This is a genomic window from Streptomyces phaeolivaceus (assembly GCF_009184865.1).
In the GTDB taxonomy this organism is placed as follows: domain Bacteria; phylum Actinomycetota; class Actinomycetes; order Streptomycetales; family Streptomycetaceae; genus Streptomyces; species Streptomyces phaeolivaceus.
Genome location: NZ_CP045096.1, coordinates 9,210,400 through 9,232,966 on the forward strand (window position 1 = coordinate 9,210,400; position 22,567 = coordinate 9,232,966).

The window sequence follows — 22,567 nt, forward strand, 5'->3', positions numbered from 1 at the left end:
GCCCTGTCCTTCGGCATGGTCGATTGGCCGCACGGCTCCGAGATCGCCGCGAGCGCCACCGGCTGACGGGGTTTCGAAGTACGGCCGTACCGCTTTCTCCGAGACCGGCGCCTCGAAGCGGACCAACGCGCCAGGACCGCCGTGATGGGGCGGGGCGTGAGCGGTGAGGTCTGCGTCGGCGTTGCCAAGCCGTAGGGGTGGCGCTGTTCACCGGCATCGCTCCAGCGCGGTGGACAGCGGGCGAGGCACCGCGTGCGCGCAGCGGTACCTCGCCGGGCCATCACATGTGGACGACGGGTGCGGCGTCGGGGTCCTGCTTGGGGACGCCCCGTCGATAGAGGACGACGCTGGCGACCAGCCCGACGGCGAAGAAGACGGCCGACCACCAGTAGGCCGTGGAGTAGGCCTCGATGTTGGCCTGGGCCTGGACGGCGGGATTGCTGGGGTCCTTGCCGACGAGGTAGTCCGTGGCGGCGCTGGTGGCGAGGGTGTTGAGCAGGGCCGTGCCGATCGAGCCGCCGACCTGCTGCATGGCGTTGACGGTGGCGGAGGCGACACCGGAGTCCTTGGCGTCCACTCCGTCGACGGCCAGGGCCATGGCCGGGGACATCACCAGGCCGAGGCCGAGACCGGCCACCAGGAGCGGAGGCAGGACGCCGGTGGTGTAGGTGCTGCTGAGGTCGAGGCCGGTCATCCAGATCATGCCGGCGGCGGCCATGCCCATGCCGAGGGGCACCACCGGCTTGGGACCGATGCGGGGAACCAGCACGCTGGTGGCGAGGGTGGAGGTGGCCATGAGCGCGGCGACCATGGGCAGGAAGGCCAGCCCGGTCTCGACGGGGGTGTAGCCCAGGCTCTGCTGCAGGTAGTACGTGAGGAACAGGAAGACACCGAACATGCCGGCGCCGCTGATCAGCACGGAGATGAAGGACGCGCCACGGTTGCGGTCGAGAAGAACCCGCAGGGGGAGCAGGGGGTGGGAGGAACGGGTCTGCCACCATGTGAACGCGGCCAGCAGAGCGGCTCCGGCGACCAGCCAGCCCCAGACCTCCGGGGAGCTCCAGTCGTTGTGCTCGGCGTTGGAGAAGCCGTAGACCAGACTGAACAGCCCGCCGCCGACCAGGACGGCGCCCGGGATGTCGAGGGTCGTGCTCTTGTCGCGGGTTGTGCGCTGGAGCAGGACGGCGCCACCGATGAAGGCAGCCGCCGCGAAGACGAGGTTGACGTAGAGAGTCCAGCGCCAGTCCAGGTGCTCGGTGAGCAGGCCGCCGAGCAGTAGTCCGATCGCGCCGCCCGCGCCGGCGATGGCGCCGTAGACGCCGAAGGCCTTGCCACGTTCCTTGGGGTCGGTGAAAGTCGTGGTCAAGAGGGACAGCGCGGCCGGGGCGAGCAGGGCACCGAACACGCCCTGCGCGGCACGCGCGATGACGAGCATCTCGAAACTGGTCGCGGCGCCGCCGACGGCGGAGGCGACGGCGAAGCCGACCAGACCGACCAGGAAGGTCACCTTGCGGCCGAACAGGTCTGCTATCCGACCGCCGAGGAGGAGCAGGCTGCCGAAGGCGAGAGCGTAGGCGGTGACGATCCACTGGCGGTCGCCGTCGGAGAAGCCCAGGTCCTGCTGCGCGGAGGGCAGGGCGATGTTCACGATGGTGCCGTCGAGGACCACCATGAGCTGGGCCAGTCCGATGACGGCGAGGATCCACCAGCGATGGCGAGGTGGCGCGTCGGCGGAGGGGAGGTCGGACACGGCGGCCGTGCCCGGTGCGTCGGTGTCGGTCTTGGACATCACGGAACTCCTGACGAAGTGGGACGAAAAGCAAGGTCGAGGGGTGTGGGACGGCTGCATCGTCGGAGCTCGTCGCATGGTTGGCAGATGCGGGAGCCGGTGAGGAGGCGTGGCAGCGTGCGTGCCTTCGTGGATCCGGTTCGGTCGCCGTCCGCCGGGCGTCGCGAAGGAGGGGGAATCAGGCTGCCCGGACGCTCGGGCGGTCGACTCCCGCGGTGCGACGGCAGGATGTGTCACACGGCAGGGCCGCTGCTGTCCTCAGCTCCGGCCCGGGTCCTTCCAGCGTCCGGCGGTGGGCTTGCCGGACCTGGGCGGCGGAGTAGGTCTGCCAGTACCGGGCCTGGCGGTTGAGCCGGCTGATCAACGGCATGAGGTCGGTCTCGGCGGGGACGTCGGGGATGTCCAGACGGTCGCTCCACTCCGCCCCGAAGGCCCGCTGGAGCACGCTGTGGATGAGGTGGCGCAGCTGTTCCTCGCTCAGATCGCAACCTGGGGCGCCGGCCATGGCGCGGGCCTGTGCGTCGATCATGGCGGCGGTCAGCGCCGTCGAGTTCGCGTCGGGGGCGGGCGTCGTGGCATCCAGCAGGTCCCGCAGACGGCGGGCGCCGACGTGGTCGACCACGTCTCGGTACAGGCCTTCGTCGAGTCCCAGGAGATGGGCGACGTGCGACCAGTACTGGTAGAGGTGGCGCTCTTCCTCGGCGTTGATGTCGATGCCGACGGCGTTCAGGGCCTGCGAGGCGTTGAGAGTGAAGCCGAGCCATGTGCGGGCCATGTCGAGCTGGCCGATGGGCAGACCAGCCACGCCCATGTTCCAGTCGGTGAGCATCCTGGCCCGCATACGAGCATGCTGCAGCCGGACCTCGATCGCGGCCACATATCCCGGCCCTCCGCGGAGCAGCCCTCCCGGACGTATGGTCTGCCGCGCCCATACCCCGGTCTCCGCGAGCCGGCGCGCGGCCATGTCCGTGGGCCTGCCCGTCCGGGTCAGCAGCCGCCCGACGGCGGGGGACGCGTAGGTGTGGGCGAGCGCGCTGGTGATCGAGCAGATCCCGAACCACATGGGCGGCACGGACAGGCTGATGGCGTCGCCGCGACGGAGCATCAGTGGGTCGAGCGGCGAAGGTGCGGTCTCCAGTTGTTCCAGAAGCGCGGCGATGGCCGCGGGGGGCTCCGGGCCCAGACTCGCAAGTCCGTGCCTGACGCCCATGTCGAGAGCCTGCCGTGCCTGCGGGCCGCACAGGGTCAGTTCGGCGATGACCGCATCGGCGAGGGGATCTCCGGCGGTGAGCAGGGATGTGACGTGGTCGGCCTTGGCGCCGTGCTCAAGGTGCGTGACTTTCAGGTCGACCACGTGCTCGGGGGCCTTGCGAGGCATGTGGGGGGAGGTCATATGACGCTCGCTTTCGATTCAGGTGCGCCGGTCCGGCCGCCGGGCGAGGGGGGCTGCCCGGGAGTTGATCCGCGCGGTTCGGTCCTGAGGAAAGTGGCTGTTCGAGTCACTTCCCGCGCATCAGAGGATCGCATCTGACGCTTGTCAGGTTATCGTGATTCTGACGAGTGTCAAGTAAACTGTCGGTAGGTCTGCGGGACGACTGCGGGCGGCGCCTGTCGGGACGCGGGCCGCGCAGACATGGGCAAGCGGTCTTGGAGGCAATGGTGGGAGCAAGAGTCGAAGCCGCACGGCGGCCGGGGCGCCCCGGCACGGACACTCCTGCGGTGCCCGGGGAGGAGAGCATCCTGCAGCGCGGGCTCGAAGCCTTTGCGGAGCTGGGTTACGACCGTGCTTCCGCACGCGAGTTGGCCCGTCGCCTGGGTGTCAGCCACAACTTCATCAATGACCGCTATGGGTCCAAGGCGGCCTTCTGGCGCGCGGTCGTGGGCTGGGCGCTGGAGGCGCAGCTGGCGCGTCTGCCTCAGATGGATCCCTCGCTCGACGACGCCGAGTGTCTGCAGCGGTTCATCACCGGTTTTTACCGGAGCGCGGCGCACACGCCACTGATCGGGCGGATCCTCGTCGACGAGTTCTCCGGCGACAGTGAGCGGTTGGACTACCTGTACGAGCGCTTCATCGCTCCGACGATGCAGCTCATCGTGCCCGGCATCGAGCGACTCGTCGCCTCCGGGCGCATGGCGTCCATCCCGATGGATGTGCTGTTCTTCGCTGTCATCCCTCCTATATCGGGCATGGTGGAGGGCGCGTTGGCGCGTCGTCTGGGCAGGCCCGAGCCCGTCTCGTCGGAGCGGCTGACGGCTACGGCGGAATCGCTGGCGGCGATCGTGGTCAACGGGCTGTTGGCGACCGGTGCGGCACACCGCGGTTGAGCTCGACTCGGGGCCCGGACGGTTCTTCGCGACGGGTGCGACGGCCGGCGCACACACCTCCCGAGCCCGTGCCGAACAGACCGAGGCCCGTCAGCAGCACGCCCTTGCGGCCGAACCGGTCGCCGGGCGCGGCGGCAGGGATCAGCAGTCCGGCGAAGACGATGACATGGGTGTCGACCATCCACGGCAGCTCGGTCGGCGACGGGTTCGGGCCGATCGTCGGCAGCTCGGGTATCGCCAGGTTGATCGTGGCGACGAGGGACTGGGCGACCATCACTCAGGCGCGCATCACCAGCAGTACGGCGCGGGTGCCCTGTTGCTGCCCGCGGCTGTCGGTGGCCGACGGATCAGTCGATGCCATGTCCGCTCCTGGTGAGGGTGCGGGCGAGCCGGTCGACGTAACCGCGATAGGCGCCGAGCATGTCCCACCGACCGTCCGACATGGCCCACTGGACCTGGAAGCCGTCGCTGACCGCGAGGATCTCGCGGGCGACCGCGGCGCAGTCGACATCTTCGTGCAGCAGGCCGGACCCGACGCCGTGACGCAGGGTGCGTTCGACACGTCCGCGGATCGTGTCGTAGCGCTCACGGAAGTACGCGTGGGCGGGATGCTCGGGGTTGGCCGCCTCCGCGGACAGCACGGCATACATCTGCACCAGACCGGGCTGGGTGAGGTTGAACTCGGTCTGTGCGGCCATACGGCGCAGCATCTCGAGCGCGTCCAGGCCGTCGGGCTCGCCCATGCCCTCGTAGAAGGTCTTCGCGGCGTGCTCGGCACGGGCCTGGAGCACCGCCATCAGCAACTCCCGCTTGCTGCCGAAGTGATGCAGCAGGCCGGCCGGGGAGATGCCGACGGCTGCGGCGATCTTCGGGAGCGAGGCGTTGTGGTACCCCCACTGCGCGAAGTGCTCGACCGCGGACTCGGTGATCAACCGGCGTCGCTCGTCGGCGGCCGCGTACGGGCCGGTCCTGCGCCGCCGTCGGTGACGAGGGCCGTCGGGGGATTCGTTCGCTTCGTCTTGATTTGTGACGTATGTCACTTAAGTAAACACCTACTAGTCATTCGGTTTTTAACCTACGGTGCACCGTACCGCCGTCGACGTGGTCGGCCAAGCACAGGAGGAAGAGCATGGTGCGAAGTGATTCGGTGGTGTCCAGCCCTGTCGCGCCGTCGCCGTCCTCGGCACCGCTCGCCAAGGACGGCCACCGCGAGCCGGAGGCCGCCTCGCCCGGACTCGTCCTCTCTCTCGTTCTCGCCCAGTACGGCGCCTACCTGGCGCTGCTGACCCCTGTGGTCGTGTCCCTCTCTCTGCGCGTCACGCAGCTCGCTCCGCACGACAAGGCGTCCACCCTGGGCCTGGTCCTGGGCGTCGGCTCCCTGTTCGCCCTCCTGTCGAACCCGCTCACCGGAGCGCTGTCCGACCGCACCACGAGCCGCTTCGGCAAGCGGCGCCCCTGGCTGCTCGGCGGCATGGTGGCCGGAACCGCCGGGCTCGGCCTCGTCGGTGCGGCGGGCAACGTCACTCTGCTGACGGTCGGCTGGTCCCTGACCCAGTTCGGCGTCCACGCCACGCTCGCCTCACTCGGCGCGGCCATCGCCGACTTCGTGCCGGACCGGCAGCGCGGCAGGGTCTCCGGAGCCCTCGGGCTCACCCCCAACCTGGCCATGCTCACCGGCGCCTACGGCGCCACCCAGCTCACGCACAACAACCTGCTGCTGTTCGGCCTGCCCGCGCTGGGCGGCCTGGCGGCCGTGACCGTCCTCGTGGTGGTACTGCGCCGGGACACCCCCACCGTGCCGGGTGAGCTCCCGCCGTTCGGGCTCGCGGAGTTCGGCCGCAGCTTCTGGTTCGACCCGCGCGGGAACCCCGACTTCGCCTGGAACTTCCTCGGCAGGTTCCTGGTCTTCATCGGCATGTCCTGTGTGACCAGCTACCAGTTCTTCTTCGTCACCGACCAGTTGGGCCGCGGCCCCGAGGACGCGGTGGGTGTCGTCGCCACCTCGACGTTCGTGCTCACCGCCGTCGGTGTCGTCTGCTCGCTCTCGGGCGGCTGGATCTCCGACCGGATCCGGCGGCGCAAGCCCTTCGTCGCCGCGGCCTCACTCGTGGTGGCGCTCAGCCTCGGCCTGCTGTACACCGCCCACAGCGAGGGCGCCTTCTACCTCGCGATGGGCGTGTACGCCTGCGGCTTCGGTCTCTACATGGCGGTCGACGTGGCTCTCGCGGTCAGCGTGCTGCCCGACCCCCGCAGGGCCGCCAAGGACATGGGCGTGCTCAACGTCGCCAACGCCCTGCCGCAGTCCCTGGTACCGATGATCGCCCCGCTGCTCCTGACCCTGCACGCCGACGGCGGAAGCCAGTTCGGAGAGCTGTACCTGTTCGGCGCGGTGTGCGGCATCGGAGGGGCACTGGCCGTCGCCCGTATCCGTACGGTCCGCTGAGCACTCGGCACACACCAGGCAATCCCCGCCCCCGCACACGATCCGAAGAGGAGTCCCATGGCTTCCGCCATCCGCCCGCCCCGCGACCTCAACCACAACGGCACCGTCGAGCCGTACGAAGACCCGGCACAACCGGTGGAGCGACGGGTGGCGGACCTGCTGGGCCGTATGACCCTGGAGGAGAAGGCGGGCCTGCTCTTCCAGACCATCCTCACCATGAACCCGGACGGCACCCTCGTCGAACGCGCGGACGCACCAGGCGGTGCGCCCACCACCGAGCTGATCACCGGCCGGTCGATGAACCACTTCAACCTGATGGGGTCCGGCGGCCCGCGTGCCATGGCCGAGTGGCACAACCGCCTTCAGGAACTCGCCGCCGACACCCGGCTCGGCATCCCCGTCACCCTCGCCAGCGACCCCCGCCACTCCTTCACCGACAACCCGGCCACGGCCATGCGCTCCGGCCCGTTCTCCCAGTGGCCCGAGCCGCTGGGCCTCGCCGCACTCGGCGATGCCGACCTGGTGCGCGAGTACGCCGACACCGTGCGCCGCGAATACCTCTCCGTCGGCATCAGGGTCGCGCTGCACCCGCAGATCGACCTCGCCACAGAGCCCCGCTGGGCCCGCGGCAACGGCACGTTCGGTGCCGACGCCGAGCTGTCCTCGCGACTGGTCGGCCCCTATCTCGAAGGGCTGCGAGGCGGCGACCGGATCGGCCCGCACAGCGTCTCCGCCATGGTCAAGCACTTCCCCGGCGGCGGCCCGCAGAAGGACGGAGAGGACCCGCACTTCGTCTACGGCCGCGAACAGGTCTACCCCGGAGGTTTCTTCGACTACCACCTGAAGCCGTTCCGCGCCGCCATCGCCGCCGGAGTCACGCAGATCATGCCCTACTACGGCATGCCCGTCGGAACCGAGCACGAAGAGGTCGGCTTCGGCTTCAACCGGGGCATCATCACCGGCCTGCTGCGCGAACGCCTCGGCTTCGACGGCATCGTGTGCACCGACTGGGCCCTGATCCACGACGCCCCGATCATGGGAAATCTCTTCCCCGCCCGCGCCTGGGGCGTGGAACACCTCGGTCCGCTCGAACGGATATGGAAGGTCCTCGACGCCGGCGCCGACCAGTTCGGCGGCGAGGCCTGCCCCGAACTCGTCGTCGAACTCGTCCGCTCCGGGCGGCTGGAGGAGTCCCGCGTCGACGTCTCCGCCGCCCGTCTGCTGCGCGAGAAGTTCCGACTCGGCCTGTTCGACGATCCGTTCGTCGACCCCGACCTCGCCGAGGCGACGGTGGGCGCCGCCGCCTTCCGCGCGCAGGGCGCCGCCGCGCAGCGCCGCGCGCTCACGGTCCTCGTCAACGACGACGTGCTGCCGCTGCGCACGCCGTCCGGCGACCGCCGCCCCCCACGGCTGTATGTCGAGGGCATGCCGGCCGACTCCTTCGCCCGAGGAGACGCCGTCGTGCTCACCGACGACCCCGGTGAAGCCGACTTCGCCGTGCTGCGCCTCGACACCCCGCACGAACCGCGCCCCGGCGCGGACTCCGTCTATGAGCGCGGCTTCCACCGGGGCAGGCTCGATTTCCCCGCCGAGCGGCTCAAGGAGATCCTCCGGCTGCTCGACACCGTCCCCACGATCGTCGTCATCCACCTGGAACGGCCGGCCGTCATACCGGAGATCGCCCAACGCTGCGTCGCTCTGATCGGTGCCTTCGGCGCCAGCGACGAGGCGGTCGGCGACGTGATCCTCGGCCACGCCACCCCCGAAGGGCGCCTCCCCTTCCAACTGCCGCGCACCATGGACGAGGTCACCCATGGCCGCCCCGACAGCCCGCACGAGAGCACCGACCCGCTCTTCGACTTCGGCCACGGGCTGCGCCTCGCACCGCGGCATCCGTGACAGCACGGAGGCCTCCGGGTATCGCGGCGCTCGGCCGTGACACCCGGAGGCGTGTGGTGATCAATGGTGATCCATACCGTGTGTCCGTGCCGTGGACAGGCACGGGCTACTGGCTGTCCGGGCGGGTCACCAGCCGGCGTTGGGCACGATGCGGTTTATCAGCTTCGTGATCTGCCCGTCGGCGTTGACGGTCACCTGCTCGACACCGCCCGTGCAGACCAGCCGGCCGTCGACCGAGCGTCCCGCCTGGACCCACTCGCACTCCAGCCGGCCGTCGTCGAGCTCCGTGACGGTCCAGAAGTGCTGGCTGTCGGCCATCTGCGAGACGAAGCCCCGGTAGACCGCCATGATCGCGGGCAGGCCGGCCACCGGCTCGATCCCCTCGGCGAGCTGGACGACGGCGTCCTGGGCGAAGATCGACTCAAGCTCCTCGACGGCCTGGGGGTCGTGCGCCGTACGGTCGAAGATCCTGATGTAGCGGTCGACCACGGTGCCGGTCGGGTTGGTGGATCCGGCAGTCTTCGTCACGGTCGTCTGAGACATGATGTTTCCTCCGATTTACTGGTCACCGGAACCGGGGTTCTCCGGTTCCGGCGCTACTTGGCTTGCGGGTCAGTGGTAGTGATCAGGCAGAGAACGGTTTCGCGTCGCTCGCGCAGCGCCTGAAGGCCTTCCTCGGCGGTTGCGCGGATCTCGGACGGTCCGGCTTCTTCGGGACCGAGCAGCGCCGTCACCGCTGCGGCCATGACCTTGTCGGGGTCGTCGACGGTGACGTTCGGTGCCCCTGGGCGGGTGCTGCCACTGACGAAGCCCGTCATCAGCGCGTGGAGCGCGTATGCCAGTTCGTCGAGGGGCCAGTCGGTGCGCGCGAGTCGGTGCCGCCGCCACACCGGCAGAACCGTGTACATCACAGCGGCCGGGCCCAGCAGGTCGAGCAGTTCCATGCTGCGTGGATGCTGGGCGAGGGCGCCCAACAGGTCGGCATCGCCGGACTGCAGGGCGTGCACGAACGGTTTGTTCAGGGCGTTGCGAGTGAGCTGCGGGCAGAGCCGATGCGGCCGGCAGGCGTCCAGGTCGGTGCTCAACGCCTCGATCTGGACGTCGAGGAACGCCAGGAAGTCTCGGGTGAACAGCCCGAAAAGGAGGTCTTCCTTGGTGGGCCAGTACAGGTACGTCGTTCCCTTGCCGACGTGAGCCTTTTCCGCGATCTCGGCGACGGTCAGGCCCCTGACGCCGCGTTTGAGGACGAGTTCCCTGGCCGCGGTGAGGATCCGGGCTGCCTTACCGGAGTCGTGTTCAGCCAAAAATGTCGTCATGGTCGCTTCCTTGCCGGTGCTGAACGATGCCCGCTGGAACGCGAGCCGCGCCTATGCTATGGCGATGTCCGTGTCCTTGAGCTGACCGTCCTTGTCCATCCCCGTCAGGCGCTTCAGCAGTTGGGAGGCCACCGGAATCCGCAACCCCGCGGTCATGGCCTTGCGGATCGCGAGCTCCAGGTTGCTGGCCGTGACGAAGTAGCTGCGCTGCTTGATCCCGTTCTCCTGGAAGGCTTCGACATTGGGCCGCAGAGTGCGTTCCCATTCGGCCAGGGCCCGCGGCACTGCCTCGGGGTGGCGTTCCAGCAGCGTGCCGAGCAGGTCCGCCCCTGCGATTCCCATCGACACGCCCATGCCCGCGTAGAGGCTGACGCACCAGGCCGAGTCGCCGACGAGTACGACCCGGCCGCGCTGCCAGCGGTCCATACGGGTCTGCTCGACCGAGTCGAACAGCACGTCCTCGGCGGTGTCCAGCGCGTCGAGCACTTGACCGAGGAGGCGGCCGGTCGGCTCGTCGCCGAACGCCGCGCGTGCTCGCTCGCTCGGCGACTGCGTGAACTCGGCGTCGACGTCGTCGGTGTGGTAATTGAGCAGCACGGTCTGGGTGTTGCCATCGAACGGGAAGATCCACATCGACCGGTTGGGTTCCATCAGGATGGCGCCGTCCTCCTGGTGGAGGTCGCTGAGCGGGCCGGGAAGCTGATAGGCGACCGCCATGTAGTTCAGCCGGTGCAGGTACTTCTCGTGCGGACCGAACACCAGCGAGCGCACGGTGGAGCGAAGCCCGTCCGCGCCGACCACCAGATCGAACCGCTCGGTGACCGAGGTGTCGTCCGCGGTGTTGGTCAGCGTCACGTCCACGCCGTCGGCGTCCTGCTCGATGCGGCTCGGGACGGTCGAGTAACGGATCTCGACATCCTCGGGAAGTGCCGCGAAGGCGGCCTCCTCCACATCGCTGCGCACCATCATCCACGGGCTGCCTGGCAGGCTGCCGTACCCCGCTCCGCGTTGCCGGTTCCCCGCGCGGTCGACCTCGTACCTGGCGCCGCCCGGGGGGTTGCGGTCATGCAACTTGTCAAGGATGCCCAGGCGTGCCGCAGCGGGGCGGCCGCCGGCGAACAGGGCGACGAAATAGCCACCCGTCCTCCGTGCCGGAGCCCTCTCGATGATGACCGGAGTCCAGCCGATCTGACGTAGCCGAACGGCGGTTGAGATTCCGCTGACTCCGAGTCCGACCACCAGAGCCCGAGGATTACTGCTGCTCTCGTTGTCCATGCCTCAATGATATAGAAGCTGACCAGATTCGTCATCCGGTCATAAAGTGAACTGGGTCACATCGGGAGTTCACCGCTCGATCGAGGTGCTCGCGGTACGGCGGAAACCGGCAAGGCTCCCCGCGCCGCATGAGCCGAGGTGTCGAAACACCCTCCTCAACGGCACGGGGAGCCTTGTCTGTCGCGGGTCCCGCTCAGTTCAGCAGCAGCTGCGCGTGCTCCTGGAGCCACTCCCGCAAGGTGAGCGGCTTGCGCCCCAGCGTGCGTTCGACGAAGTCGTTGCGGGCCCAGACCACTTCGTTCTCCCGCTCGTACTCGAAGAAGCCCCAGAGGCCGCTGGCGTCCCCGCCGAAGAGGGGGTTGTACGTGGCGAGGAACTTCTCCTTGCTTCCGTCGTGGGTGATCCGCTCGCCGAAGACTTGGGTCATGAGCTCCGCGACATCGCTGAAGCGCATGAGGTCATGGCCGTTGTTGAGCGTGTGGAACTGGCCGATGTGCCGGTGGTTGTCGGAGAGGAGCAGCCGCCCCGCCACTTCGGCGATGTCCCGCGGATCGATGAAGGGGATGAGGCGGTTGTGCCAGATGAGCTTGCGCTCGCTGACCAGGCTCCCCTTCATCCAGAAGAAGTTGTCCATGAAGGTGGCGCCGATGTTGAGGTAGGTCACCGGCAGATCGCTCTCGTCGAAGATCCGCTTGACGATCGGGTGCTGAACGGGAAGCGCGAGCCCGTTGTCGGCCTCGCGTACGAACTGAGGGAGGCGCCGTTCGTTGGCCTCCGGCTGCAGGCCGACCGTGCGCAGGACGTGAACGGCGGTGCCGGCCTTCTGCAGAGCGGTCACGACGTTCGTCATGGCGCGCCGCTCGTCCGTGCGCCCGGGAGTGTTGACGAAGACTCCCTCGATCCCCCGCACCGCGGACTCCAGCGAAGGGAGGTCGAAGTAGTCCGCGTGGACCACCTCCGCCTTCGGGAAGTCACGCTGGAGAGCCTCGACGCGCTCCGGGTTGCTGCTCACCAGGCGTAGCTGGATCTGCGGTGCCTCACGGTGCAGGAATTCGGCCAGCGGCCTGCCGATGTGGCCGGCCGCGCCGAAGATGAGGATGCTGCGCGGAATCGGTTTGCTGTTGATGCTGTCGGACATTCGGACTCCCGTTCGGTTTGGGTGGGGCGAGGCGCGGATGCGGCGTCGCCAGAGGCGTCGCGGAAGGCGGGCGTCTGGCGCAGGCGGAACGAGAACCGCCGACACTGCGTGGAAAACGGTCACCGCCATGGTGGAGAGCGGCAGTTGCTGTGGCCGTTTCCGGGGCCAAGCACATGCGCGGGACGCGGGCGCGTCGACGGCGACCGCGGTCGTGCGAGCGGGATGGTGCCGTCCGGTGGCTCGCGTGTGACGCGGGCCACGCGGCCGACATCGCCCTACCGCGCGAACTTGATCCTGTGGAGCTGAGTCGGAGGCCGGAGGGCCTCGCAGGCGATGGATCGGGCGATGAATCGGCTCTCCCGAGGCACTGCCGCCTGTTCGACGGTGCGAGGCCGCAGCTCCGCGTTCTCGTTCCTCACCCTACAATAGGCAGACTGACCGTATCGTTCAATTCATTCATTTGCGCCATTCGCCTGTCGTCGGCCGAGGCCCGTCGCGCACCCGACTGGGGCGGGGCGGGCGGCGCGCCGGCCGGCGCGCGGTAGGTGCCGGCCCGAAGTCGGCCGGGAGTCGTGCACGGACCTTGACGGCCGCTGGACCGTGTGTGAACTTGTCCGTCAGGGGAATGTAAATGTGAGTTCACATGTGCATCCGGCCCCAGGCGTAGCCGCGCGCCCTTGGGCCGGTGTTGCTCTCACACTCACTTGCCAGAACATTGGAGCCGCCCATGTCGCCGTCGAACCTGCCCACTGAACGGGCGGTAGTGCCTGACGACGCCCTCGCCGCCGCACTGTCCGAATTCGCCGACGTGGTCGGCCCGGCGAACGTATTGGTGTCGGAGGAGGCCAAGCAGGAGTTCCGGGACCCGTTCCAACCAGCGCGGTGGGACGGTCTGAGCGCCGCGGCGGTCATCCAGCCGGATTCGGTCGAGCAGATCCAGCAACTCGTGAGGATCGCGTCCCGCCACAACGTGCCTCTGTGGACGCAGAGCCAGGGCCGCAACAACGGCTACGGCGGAGCCGCGCCACGGTTGTCCGGTTCGGTCACGGTCAACCTGCGGCGCATGAACAAGATCCTTGAGATCAACGAGGAACTCGGCTACGCGCTCGTCGAGCCGGGAGTCAGTTTCCAGCAGCTCTACGACGAGGTCCAGGCCCGCGGTCTGCGGCTGATGGTGTCGGTGCCCGACCTGGGCTGGGGCAGCCTGGTCGGCAACTCGCTGGATCACGGCACGACCTACCTGCCCAACGGCAAGGACTTCATGGCGCCCTGCGGCATGGAGGTGGTGCTGGCCGACGGTGATCTGCTGCGCACCGGGATGGGCGCGCAGCCGGGCAACGCGAGCTGGAACCTGTACCGGCGCAGCTACGGCCCTTCGCTGGACCAGCTGTTCATGCAGTCCAACTTCGGGATCGTCACCAAGATGGGTGTCTGGCTCACGCCGACGGTCGAGAAGATCATGCATGTGACGGTCGACGTGTTCGCCGAGTCCGACCTGGTGCAACTGGTCGACACCCTGCGCCGGCTGCGGCTGGACGGCACCATCGACGGTGTCCCGTGCATTTTCAACACCGTGGTCACCGCCTCGACGCTCGGCCCGCGCAGCCAGTGGTACGACGGCGATCCCGGCACGCCGATTCCCGACGCCGCCATCGACGAGATCGCCAAGAGGCTCGACATGGGGCGCTGGATGCTCCGGTTCGCCCTCTACGGCGACGAGCCCGTGGTGGACCACAACTTCGCCAAGGCGCGGGCGGCGTTCGCCCGGATCCCAGGTGCCCGGGTGCGAGGCTCGAAGAGCTCTCCCGAGGACGGGCCGAATCTGCCGAACCCCTCCGACCAGGTGCTCGCGGGCGTCCCCAACCTCGCCTGGGCCCAGATGGGCGGCTGGTACGGCGGTGAACACGGCGGGCACATGGGCTTCTCGCCCGTTGTCCCGCTCACCGGCGAGAAGGTCTACGAACTGCACCGCTTCCTGCGCGAGCGGGTCGAGGCCGTCGGACTCGACTACGCCGCGGACATCATCGTGATCAACGCGCGCAGCGCGGTGAGTGTCGCCGGGCTCTCCTTCGATTACGACGACGAGGAAGCGACCAGGGCCGCCTACGAGATCGCCCGTCAGCTGGTCCGGGACGCCGGGGAGATCGGGTACAGCGAGTATCGCGCGCACCTGAACTTCATGGATCTCTCGGCCGAGCAGTTCTCCTTCAACAACCACGCCTATCTGCGCTTCGTCGAGAGGATCAAGGACGCCGTCGACCCCGCGGGCATCCTGTCGCCCGGCAAGCAGGGCATCTGGCCGCGGTCACTCCGCAAGCCGCGCTGACGGCATCGCCGACCGACGGGACGAGGGCCGGCCGCGGGGCTGCCCTCGGGCGTGCCCTCGTCCTCGCACCGGTCGACCGAACGCCGTTCCATTCGGATTCCAGGAGGAAGCAATGTCAGATCTGTCCGGCAAGATAGCCCTGATCAGCGGCACCGGCGGCGGTATGGGGAGAGCGGCTGCCCTGGAGTTCGCCCGCCAGGGCGCCGCGGTGGTCGGCTGCGACATGAACGCCGAGGGAGCCGAGGAGACCGTCGCCCTCGTGGAGGCCGAGGGCGGGCGGATGCGCTCGGTCCATCCCGTCGACCTGACGACGGAGGAGGGCGCCGCACGCTGGGCCGAGGACGCCGTGCAGGCTTTCGGCGGCATAGACATCCTCTTCAACAACGCCTCCGTCGCCCGCGTCGGCCCGTGGGACGAAGTCACCTACGAGGCCTGGAAGTTCTCCCTGACCTACGAGCTGGACATCGTCTACCTCTCCACCAAGGCGGCCTGGCCCCATCTGGTCGCCCGGGGCGGCGGCGTCGTCATCAACACGGCCAGCGTCGCCGGCCACATCGGCGCCAGGTTCGTGCACCAGCACGCCCACGGCGCCGCCAAGGGCGGGGTCCTCGCCTTCACCAAGCAGCTCGTGGCCTCCGGCGCACCCCACGGCATACGCGCCGTCTCCATCAGCCCGGGCCTGATCGTCACCCCCGCCACCGAACCCGTGATCGCCGCGTTGGGGCCCGAGGGGCGGGCCGCGATGGCCGGTGCCAACCCCGCGGGACGGTTCGGACGACCGGAGGACGTCGCTTCCGTGGCGGCCTTTCTCGCCTCCGACGCCGCCGGATATGTCAACGGCTCCGACATCGTCGTCGACGGCGGCGTCATCGCGGCGCCCTGAACCTACCGAGCCATCGCCACGCGCGCTTCACGAGACGCGTGGCACGTCCTGATCCACTGAGAAGAACCGTCGAAGGAGACAGAGATGATCAAGCTGGTCGCGGTGCTTCGCCGCCGCCCCAACATGACCCACGCCGAGTACGCCGACTACATCCGGGACGTACACGGTGACCTCGCCCGCGCCAAGAGGCTGACGACGCGCAAGTACCTCCAGAACCACGTCTTCGACAGCGCCTACGGCGCCACCGGGGACATCGGCTACCAGTTGACGTGGCCCCGCGACTCGGTCACGGAGCTCTACTTCGACGACCTCCCGTCGATGGGACAGGTCTTCGCGGACCCGTACACCCGGGACGTCGTGGGTCCCGACGGGGCGAACTTCAGTGACCTGCCCGCGGCGCACAGCCTGCTCGTCGAGGAGCACGTCACCGAGGTGCCGAACCCCGGTCCCGGCGAGGTCAAGGTGCTCTACTTCCTCAAAGCCGCCGACGGGGTGAGCGCCGACGAGTTCCAGGACCGCTGGCGGCGGGCACACGACGCCGTGATCTCCGACGCCTCCGGCCCGGCCCGGGACCTGCGCGGGTACCAGTGGAACACGGCTCTCTCCGGTGACGGCATGGCCGCCTACTTCGGCAGCGCCTCGGAGCAGCCTGCCTACGAGGCCTATTCCGCCCTGTGGTTCGACGGGACGGACGCCGTCCCCGCGTTCCGGGCCTACCAGAAGGCGCTGATCGAGCACGCGGAGAAGGACGGACCGTTCCACCAGCCGTCCCTCTCCTTCTTCCTGCTCAGCCGGGAGGTCGTCATCTTCGGCGACGAAGATCAAGCGTGAGGAATCTCGCCGATAACATGTACGGGTGACCGACAACTCCGTGCGCAGGCCCGCAGCCGTTCAGGGGCGGAGCCGCCGTTCCGAGCAGGAGTTCCTGCGAGCCGGGTTCTCACTGCTCGAGGAGGGCGGGGTCGAAGCGCTCACCGTGGCCGCTGTCGCCGAGCGGGCCGGCATGTCGGTGGGCAGCGTCTACCGGCGGTTCGGCGACAAGGAAGGACTCCTGTACGCCATCCACCTCGCCTTCACCGACATGCTCAGGGCGGAGGTCACGCAGCGCGTGTCCGTGGAGCGGCTGCGTGATGTGCCGGACCCGGCCGCCGCGATCGCCGAGGCGGTGGGAGGGTTCGCGGATGCCTTCCAGGCGCGCGAGGGGCTGGTGCGGGTGTTCCTGCTGCTCGGCATCCGTCACGCGGCGGTGCGGGAACTGGGCACCCGGGTCAGTGTCGAGGGGAACCTTCTCTTCTCCGCGGCTCTGGAGCGGGTCCCCGTCGCGCACCCGGATCGCGCCGTCGCGCTCGATTTCGCCTATCGCCTGATGTACGCCGGCGTCGCGCACCGGATCACCCAGGGCGAGTTCCTGGAGTCGGACCGGCCGCTGCCATGGAGCGCGCTGAAGAGCCGGCTGCAGGAAACGGTCGTCGCGTATCTCCTGGGCGGGCCGGAACCGCACTGACCGGCCTTGCCGGTCGCCTCTTCGGGCTCGCTCCAGGCCGCGTGAGGGACGCCGCGCCCCCGACCGCGGGCGCGGCGTTCCCACCTCGTGTCCTCTACACCTGCGCGTTCGGACAGGTCCGGTACACCTGCGCGTTCGGACAGGTCCGGCCACTTGCAGAACAGTGAATGTAAGCCTACATTCACATATGGGGGCTTGGTCGGCGTGAAGTCATCCAGGCCACCACTCATCGGTGTGACCGGTCGCTGTTCTGGTCGGTGACCCGCTTCCCCGCGTGTGAGTCCGCCGCCACGAGCCGTGACGCATCTCAGAAGCACACCTCATCCCCACCGGGCCGACTGCCCGGCCCTGCCGCCGATGTCAGGAGCCACATGTCCACCACCGCACCAACTCCCCCTGTCCACGACGGCGTACCGGCGTTCGATGCCGACCTGTTCTCCGACGAAGCAGTCGTGGCTCCCTACCAGCTCTACCGGCGACTGCGTGACGTCGGCCCCGTGGCGTACCTGTCGAGGCAGCAGGTCTACGCGGTGGGTCGCTACGACGAGGTACGCGGTGTGCTCGCCGACGACGAGACCTTCCTGTCCGGCCAGGGCGTTGCCTTCAACGGCGCGATCAACGACCTGATGCGGGGCGCGACCCTGACCAGTGACGGAGCGGAGCACGAACACCTCCGCCAGGTCGTCGCCCACCGACTCACCCCGCGCGCCCTGCGCGAGGAGCGATCGTCGATCGACGCCAAGGCCGAAGCGCTGGTGAACGCGCTGCTGGAGCGGGACGAGGTCCTCGACGGCGTCACCGACATCGCCCAGGCCATGCCCATGTCGGTGGTCCCGGACTTCATCGGATTCCCGGACGACTCGCGTGACCAGCTGATCGGCTGGGCGGTCGCCGCCCTGGACGCGTTCGGTCCGCCCTCGGAACGTCATGCGGTGTCGTTCCCCAAGGCCCTCGAACTGTCCGCGTACATCGGTGGTGCGGTGGAACAGCGGCGCATGGCGCCCGGGTCGCTCGGCCATGAGCTGCTCGCGGCGGCCGACCGGGGCGAGGTCCCCATGAGCAAGTGCCCGATGCTCATGGTCGACTACTTCGCTCCCTCGCTGGAGACGACGATCAGTGCTCTCGGGTCGGCGATCGCGCTCTTCTCCCAGCACCCCGACCAGTGGGACCTGCTGCGCGAGAACCCGGACCTCGCGGCCTCGGCGTTCAACGAGGCGATCCGCCTGGAGAGCCCGCTGCGGGCCTTCACCCGGATCGTCGCCCGGGACACCGAGATCGGCGGACACCCGCTGCCGGAGGGCGCGCGGATCGCCGTCTTCTTCGCCTCGGCCAACCGGGACGAGCGCAAGTGGGACCGCCCCGACGAGTTCGACATCACGCGCCAGAACGCCGACCACGTGGCGCTCGGCTACGGCGCCCACGGGTGCGCCGGGCAGGGACTGGCCCGGCTGGAGATCACCTCGGTGCTCACCCGGCTCGCCCGGTCCGTGGCCCGTATCGAGCCCGTGGGCGAGGCACGGCCGATCGTGCATCCCATCATCCGCTCCTACACATCGGTACCCGTTCGCCTGCACAAGGCCTGAAGACCGAAGAGCAGGGAGGCTCCCATGCGGATCCAGACTGACGAGGCCCGTTGTGAAGGACACGGGCTGTGCGCCGACGTCGCTCCGGAGGTCTACGACCTCGACGACGACGCGGTGGTCGTGCTCCGGCACGAGGTACTGCCCGAGAATCTCGGCGCCAAGGCCGAGGCGGGAGCCCGTGCCTGTCCGGTCGCGGCGCTGCGAGTCATCGCATGAGTGGGGCCCACGCCACGAGAGGACGCACAAGCGGACGCACAAGAGGACGCACGAGAGGACGTACGTGGTGAGCGCCCCCCGGAACGTGGTGGTCGTCGGCGGCTCGATCGCCGCGGTCACGGCGGTCGACACGCTGCGCGCCGAAGGGTTCCAAGGGCGTGTCACGGTACTGAGCGAGGAAGGGGATCCGCCCTACACCCGGGTGCCCCTGTCGAAGGGCGTCCTCGCGGGCCGGCAGCCGCCCGGGGACACCGACCTCGGAGGACTGCCCTCCGGCGTCGAACTCCGGCTCGGCGTACGCGCCACCGGTCTCGACGCGGGGGCCCGGGTGGTGCGCACCACCGAGGGTGACGTCCCGTTCGACGGTCTGGTGATCGCCTCGGGCGCGCGGGCCCGCCGCCTGGGGGTGCCCGGACATCCGCGGGCGCGGGAGCTCGTCCTGCGCTCCCGGGCCGACGGCCTCGCCCTGAGCGACCGGCTGGCCCACGCCTCGTCCGTCCTCGTCGTCGGGGGTGGCTTCCTCGGCATGGAGATCGCGTCGACGTGCTGCGCACTGGGCAAGCAGGTCACGGTCGTCGACATCGCCCCGCCGCTGGACGCACTCGTCGGCCCGTACATGGGCGCGGTGGTGCGGGAACTGGCCGAACAAGCCGGCGTCGTGCTCGCCGTAGCCGACAAGGTGACCCTGCTCGCGGGGTCGGACACCGACCCGTACCCGTGCGCCGTGTCGACGGGGGACGGACGACGGTTCGAGGCCGACGTGGTGGTGACCGCCGCGGGAGACGTGCCGAACATCGAGTGGCTGGCCGGATCCGGGCTGCGTGTCGACCGTGGAGTCCACGTCGACGAGCGGTGCCGCGCGGCACCGGGGATCGTGGCGGCGGGTGATGTCGCCGTCCTGGACCCCCCGGGCTCCGACAGTGCCTGGAGGCGGATCCCCACCTGGACGAACGCCGTGGAACAGGCGCGGGTGGCCGCCCTCGCACTGCTCCACGGTGATGACGCGCCGGTCCACCGGCCCTCGCGGTACGGCTGGACCGAGCAGTTCGGGTGGGACCTGAAGATGGTGGGCGCCGCGGCGCCCACCGGGGAACCGGCGGTGCTCGACGGTGATCTGACGGCTGGTCAGGCCGTTCTGGCCTGGCCCGACGCCGACGTACGGCACACGGTCATGGCCGTCAACCACCCCACACCGCCGGCCAGGCTCAAACGCCTGCTCCGGGGAGCCGTCTGAAAGGCCCCGGCTCCCGGAGCACATCCCGGAGCACATCCCGGAGTTACGGGACGCTCGGCTGTCGTTCCACCCGTCCGAATCACTTGTGAACAGATCAGAGCAGAGGAGGCCACCATGACCGGAATCGACGATTTCCGTGACCGCGTAGCCGTTGTGACCGGCGGCGCGTCCGGCATCGGCAAGGCACTGGCGGCGCGACTCGTGGCCGAAGGGGCCTCGGTCGTCATCGCGGACAACGACGAGGACCTTGCCACGAAGACCGCCGAGGAGATCGGCGCGACGCCCTACCGGGTCGACGTCAGTGACGCCGCGGCCGTGCAGGAGCTGGCCGACTGGACCGTGGAACGGTTCGGGCGGGTGGACTTCGTGGCGAACAACGCGGGGGTCGGACCACTCGCGCCGTTCGACGAGCTGACGCTCGAAGACTTCCGCTGGGTGCTCGACATCAACGTCCACGGTGTCCTGCACGGAATGAAGGCCTTCCTCCCGTCGCTCAAGGCCAATCCCGCCGGGGGCCACATTCTGAACACCTCGTCGATGGCCGGCCTCATGGCCACCCACGGGATGAGCGCCTACTCGGCGTCCAAGTACGCCATCGTCGCGCTGACCGAGGCCGTCCGGGCCGAACTGGAAGGCGAGGGCAGCTCGGTGGGGCTGTCCGTGGTGACACCGGCGCAGGTGAAGTCGAACATCGGTGACAACTCCCGCAAGCGGCCCGGACTGAAGGAGCGGGTGTCCCACGGGAGCAACGACGACCACCTGCCGGAGGTCCGCTGGATGGAGGCGGACGTGGCGGCCGGAATCATCCTCGACGGTGTCCGACGCGGCGATCTCTACATCGTCACGCACCCCGAGTTGCTCGCGCCGATCGCCGGGCGCTTCGACGAGATCGTCAAGGCCTTCGAGGCCGCGGCAACCCGATGACCCCCTCAAGGAACAGAGCCCTGGGAGAACCGATATGACCAGCACCGACGACAGGCCTGACACGGCCGCGCACACGTCCGGGGACCTGGAGACAGCCCTGGCCCGCTGGCGCGAGGCGCTGGGCCCGGAGCATGTGATCACCGACGATGAGTCGCTGGCGGACTTCGCCGATCCCTACGCACCCGCCAGTTTCGGATACCGCGCGAAGGTGGTCGTCCAACCCGGTTCGGTGGAGGACGTCCAGGCCGTGGTCCGGATCGCCTCCGAGACCGGTGTCCCGATCTGGACCAGCTCACAGGGACGGAACTACGGTTACGGCGGTTCCGCCCCCCTCGACCCGGACACCGTCGTGGTCAATCTGCGCCGGATGAACCGGGTGCTGGAGATCAACGAGGAACTCGCCTACGTCGTGGTGGAACCCGGTGTGTCCTTCCGCGAGCTCTACGACGCCGTGCAGGCCTCGGGCAAGAAGCTCTGGGTGGACGTACCCGACCTGAGCTGGGGCAGCGTCGTCGGCAACACCCTGGAGCACGGGAACGGCTTCACCCTCTACTACGACCACGCGGCGGCCGAGTGCGGCATGGAGGTCGTCCTCGCCGACGGTTCGGTGGTGCGGACCGGCACGGGGGCGATGTCGGGGAGCAAGACATGGCATCTGTCCAAGCGCGGCTTCGGCCCGCGCACGGACAGCCTGTTCATGCAGTCCAACATGGGCATCGTCACCAAGATGGGTGTCTGGGTGATGCCCCAGCCCGACGCCTACAAGGACTGCCAGATCAAGGTGCGCCGGGACAGCGACCTGGAGGCCCTGGTCGAGGCGTTCCGCCCGTTCCTGGTCGACGGCACGGTCGGCAACTGCCCGATTCTGTTCCCCGCGCTCACCGCGCTGCCGAACGGCCTTCCGCGCAGCGCGGTCTGGGACAAGAAGAGTTCGGTTCCCCGTGAGCTCGCCGAGGGCATGATGTGGGAGGCCGCGCGGATCGGGGCGTGGAACATCCGTTTCGCCCTGTACGGAGACCGTCAGACCGTCGAGCGTGACTTCGAGCGGATCAGCGCGGCGTTCGCCTCCATCCCCGACGCCGAGGTCACCGGGAACACCATCGACCCGGCGGAGGCGAAGCTCGACAGCCCGGCCCTCGCCGACCAGAAGTCGCGGGTGATGGCGGGCGTGCCCGACCTGTCGATGCTCCAGGTCCTCAACTGGCACGGCACCAACGGCGGCCACATCTCCTTCGCCTCGACGGTCCCCCTCAAGGGGGAGGACGTGCGCAACATCGTCGAGTTGGTGAGCACCCGCGAAGCGGAGCACGGGATCGACTACACCGTCGGCATCATGCTCTACCAGCGGTTCGCCATCCATGTCGCGCTGATGCTCTACAACGTCGGCAACGAGCCGCAGGTGAAGGAGGTCTACGAGCTCTACCGTGACCTGGTGGTCGAGGCGGCCGAGATGGGATACGGCGAATACCGTGCGCACCCCGCCTTCATGGACCTCGTCGCGGAACAGTTCGACCACAACGACCACTCCCACATGGCCATGGTGGAGAAGATCAAGGACGCGCTCGATCCGGCCGGCATCCTCGCGCCGGGCAAGCAGGGCATCTGGCCCGCACGGCTGCGTACGGCAGAGAAGCAGGCGAAGTAGGCAGGGCGCTCAAAGGCTGGGGCGTCGGGTACACACCCGACGCCCCAGCCTTGTCTGTTGCTGTCGC

Annotated in this window: 20 protein-coding genes; 12 read left to right on the forward strand and 8 right to left on the reverse strand. The window is 69.0% G+C overall.

The annotated features are described in order from the left end of the window. Positions 1–280: 280 nt before the first annotated feature. Positions 281–1,789 carry an MFS transporter gene (locus tag F9278_RS41960; protein ID WP_152172999.1) on the reverse strand — a complete coding sequence of 503 codons (1,509 nt, stop codon included), beginning with the start codon at positions 1,787–1,789 and terminating at the stop codon, positions 281–283. Positions 1,790–1,967: 178 nt separating this feature from the next. Further along, positions 1,968–3,167 (reverse strand): oxygenase MpaB family protein, encoded by a 1,200-nt coding sequence (locus F9278_RS41965; protein ID WP_226967167.1) that lies wholly within the window; start codon positions 3,165–3,167, stop codon positions 1,968–1,970. 341 nt (positions 3,168–3,508) lie between these two features. Between F9278_RS41965 and F9278_RS41970 the strand changes: the two genes are divergently transcribed. After that, the gene (locus F9278_RS41970; RefSeq protein ID WP_226967168.1) at positions 3,509–4,114 is read left to right on the forward strand and encodes a TetR/AcrR family transcriptional regulator; all 606 of its coding nucleotides are present in this window, start codon (positions 3,509–3,511) and stop codon (positions 4,112–4,114) included. On the opposite strand, the gene F9278_RS48560 is transcribed toward F9278_RS41970, so the two are convergent. Then, entirely contained in the window at positions 4,074–4,388 is a 315-nt protein-coding gene (locus F9278_RS48560) for a hypothetical protein (RefSeq protein WP_152173001.1), read from the reverse strand. The genes F9278_RS41970 and F9278_RS48560 overlap by 41 nt on opposite strands. Before the next feature lie 73 nt (positions 4,389–4,461). After that, positions 4,462–5,046 carry a TetR/AcrR family transcriptional regulator gene (locus F9278_RS41980; protein ID WP_226967169.1) on the reverse strand — a complete coding sequence of 195 codons (585 nt, stop codon included), beginning with the start codon at positions 5,044–5,046 and terminating at the stop codon, positions 4,462–4,464. Positions 5,047–5,243: 197 nt separating this feature from the next. Here F9278_RS41980 and F9278_RS41985 point away from each other — a divergent pair, with 197 nt between their 5' ends. Continuing rightward, positions 5,244–6,557: an MFS transporter gene (locus F9278_RS41985; protein ID WP_152173003.1), complete on the forward strand. Its 1,314-nt coding sequence runs from the start codon at positions 5,244–5,246 to the stop codon at positions 6,555–6,557. Between the two features lie 57 nt (positions 6,558–6,614). Beyond that, a complete protein-coding gene (locus F9278_RS41990; RefSeq protein ID WP_152173004.1) occupies positions 6,615–8,456 on the forward strand; it encodes a glycoside hydrolase family 3 protein in 1,842 nt (613 codons plus the stop codon). 126 nt (positions 8,457–8,582) lie between these two features. Here the strand turns inward: F9278_RS41990 and F9278_RS41995 are convergent, their stop codons facing one another. The 4 genes from F9278_RS41995 to F9278_RS42010 form a co-directional block, all read right to left on the reverse strand. Continuing rightward, a complete protein-coding gene (locus F9278_RS41995; RefSeq protein WP_152173005.1) occupies positions 8,583–8,999 on the reverse strand; it encodes a nuclear transport factor 2 family protein in 417 nt (138 codons plus the stop codon). A gap of 53 nt (positions 9,000–9,052) precedes the next feature. Continuing rightward, positions 9,053–9,772 (reverse strand): TetR/AcrR family transcriptional regulator, encoded by a 720-nt coding sequence (locus tag F9278_RS42000; protein ID WP_152173006.1) that lies wholly within the window; start codon positions 9,770–9,772, stop codon positions 9,053–9,055. A gap of 51 nt (positions 9,773–9,823) precedes the next feature. After that, on the reverse strand, positions 9,824–11,047 hold the full coding sequence (locus F9278_RS42005; RefSeq protein ID WP_226967170.1) for an FAD-dependent monooxygenase: 1,224 nt from the start codon (positions 11,045–11,047) through the stop codon (positions 9,824–9,826). Between the two features lie 193 nt (positions 11,048–11,240). Beyond that, on the reverse strand, positions 11,241–12,185 hold the full coding sequence (locus F9278_RS42010; protein ID WP_193241881.1) for an NAD(P)H-binding protein: 945 nt from the start codon (positions 12,183–12,185) through the stop codon (positions 11,241–11,243). A gap of 763 nt (positions 12,186–12,948) precedes the next feature. Here F9278_RS42010 and F9278_RS42015 point away from each other — a divergent pair. From F9278_RS42015 to F9278_RS42055, 9 genes are all read left to right on the forward strand, one after another. Continuing rightward, the gene (locus tag F9278_RS42015; protein ID WP_193241882.1) at positions 12,949–14,511 is read left to right on the forward strand and encodes an FAD-binding oxidoreductase; all 1,563 of its coding nucleotides are present in this window, start codon (positions 12,949–12,951) and stop codon (positions 14,509–14,511) included. A 112-nt stretch (positions 14,512–14,623) separates the two neighbouring features. Beyond that, positions 14,624–15,394 carry an SDR family NAD(P)-dependent oxidoreductase gene (locus F9278_RS42020; protein WP_152173009.1) on the forward strand — a complete coding sequence of 257 codons (771 nt, stop codon included), beginning with the start codon at positions 14,624–14,626 and terminating at the stop codon, positions 15,392–15,394. Positions 15,395–15,478: 84 nt separating this feature from the next. Beyond that, positions 15,479–16,225 (forward strand): EthD domain-containing protein, encoded by a 747-nt coding sequence (locus F9278_RS42025; RefSeq protein ID WP_152173010.1) that lies wholly within the window; start codon positions 15,479–15,481, stop codon positions 16,223–16,225. A 25-nt stretch (positions 16,226–16,250) separates the two neighbouring features. Beyond that, on the forward strand, positions 16,251–16,898 hold the full coding sequence (locus tag F9278_RS42030; RefSeq protein WP_152173011.1) for a TetR/AcrR family transcriptional regulator: 648 nt from the start codon (positions 16,251–16,253) through the stop codon (positions 16,896–16,898). A gap of 371 nt (positions 16,899–17,269) precedes the next feature. Beyond that, positions 17,270–18,481: a cytochrome P450 gene (locus F9278_RS42035; protein WP_152173012.1), complete on the forward strand. Its 1,212-nt coding sequence runs from the start codon at positions 17,270–17,272 to the stop codon at positions 18,479–18,481. 24 nt (positions 18,482–18,505) lie between these two features. Further along, positions 18,506–18,697 (forward strand): ferredoxin, encoded by a 192-nt coding sequence (locus F9278_RS42040; protein WP_152173013.1) that lies wholly within the window; start codon positions 18,506–18,508, stop codon positions 18,695–18,697. Positions 18,698–18,764: 67 nt separating this feature from the next. After that, positions 18,765–19,931 carry an NAD(P)/FAD-dependent oxidoreductase gene (locus F9278_RS42045; RefSeq protein WP_152173014.1) on the forward strand — a complete coding sequence of 389 codons (1,167 nt, stop codon included), beginning with the start codon at positions 18,765–18,767 and terminating at the stop codon, positions 19,929–19,931. A gap of 114 nt (positions 19,932–20,045) precedes the next feature. Then, a complete protein-coding gene (locus tag F9278_RS42050; protein ID WP_152173015.1) occupies positions 20,046–20,855 on the forward strand; it encodes an SDR family NAD(P)-dependent oxidoreductase in 810 nt (269 codons plus the stop codon). A gap of 34 nt (positions 20,856–20,889) precedes the next feature. Next, positions 20,890–22,500, forward strand: coding sequence for an FAD-binding oxidoreductase (locus F9278_RS42055; RefSeq protein WP_152173016.1), 1,611 nt, complete (start codon positions 20,890–20,892; stop codon positions 22,498–22,500). The last annotated feature ends 67 nt before the right edge of the window (positions 22,501–22,567 follow it).

Coding starts and splice junctions, on each gene's coding strand:
- F9278_RS41960 (WP_152172999.1), bottom strand. CDS start 1,789: ATGTCCAAGACCGACACCGACGCACCGGGCACGGCCGCCGTGTCCGAC.
- F9278_RS41965 (WP_226967167.1), bottom strand. CDS start 3,167: ATGCCTCGCAAGGCCCCCGAGCACGTGGTCGACCTGAAAGTCACGCAC.
- F9278_RS48560 (WP_152173001.1), bottom strand. CDS start 4,388: ATGGTCGCCCAGTCCCTCGTCGCCACGATCAACCTGGCGATACCCGAG.
- F9278_RS41985 (WP_152173003.1), top strand. CDS start 5,244: ATGGTGCGAAGTGATTCGGTGGTGTCCAGCCCTGTCGCGCCGTCGCCG.
- F9278_RS41990 (WP_152173004.1), top strand. CDS start 6,615: ATGGCTTCCGCCATCCGCCCGCCCCGCGACCTCAACCACAACGGCACC.
- F9278_RS41995 (WP_152173005.1), bottom strand. CDS start 8,999: ATGTCTCAGACGACCGTGACGAAGACTGCCGGATCCACCAACCCGACC.
- F9278_RS42000 (WP_152173006.1), bottom strand. CDS start 9,772: ATGACGACATTTTTGGCTGAACACGACTCCGGTAAGGCAGCCCGGATC.
- F9278_RS42005 (WP_226967170.1), bottom strand. CDS start 11,047: ATGGACAACGAGAGCAGCAGTAATCCTCGGGCTCTGGTGGTCGGACTC.
- F9278_RS42010 (WP_193241881.1), bottom strand. CDS start 12,185: ATGTCCGACAGCATCAACAGCAAACCGATTCCGCGCAGCATCCTCATC.
- F9278_RS42020 (WP_152173009.1), top strand. CDS start 14,624: ATGTCAGATCTGTCCGGCAAGATAGCCCTGATCAGCGGCACCGGCGGC.
- F9278_RS42025 (WP_152173010.1), top strand. CDS start 15,479: ATGATCAAGCTGGTCGCGGTGCTTCGCCGCCGCCCCAACATGACCCAC.
- F9278_RS42035 (WP_152173012.1), top strand. CDS start 17,270: ATGTCCACCACCGCACCAACTCCCCCTGTCCACGACGGCGTACCGGCG.
- F9278_RS42040 (WP_152173013.1), top strand. CDS start 18,506: ATGCGGATCCAGACTGACGAGGCCCGTTGTGAAGGACACGGGCTGTGC.
- F9278_RS42050 (WP_152173015.1), top strand. CDS start 20,046: ATGACCGGAATCGACGATTTCCGTGACCGCGTAGCCGTTGTGACCGGC.
- F9278_RS42055 (WP_152173016.1), top strand. CDS start 20,890: ATGACCAGCACCGACGACAGGCCTGACACGGCCGCGCACACGTCCGGG.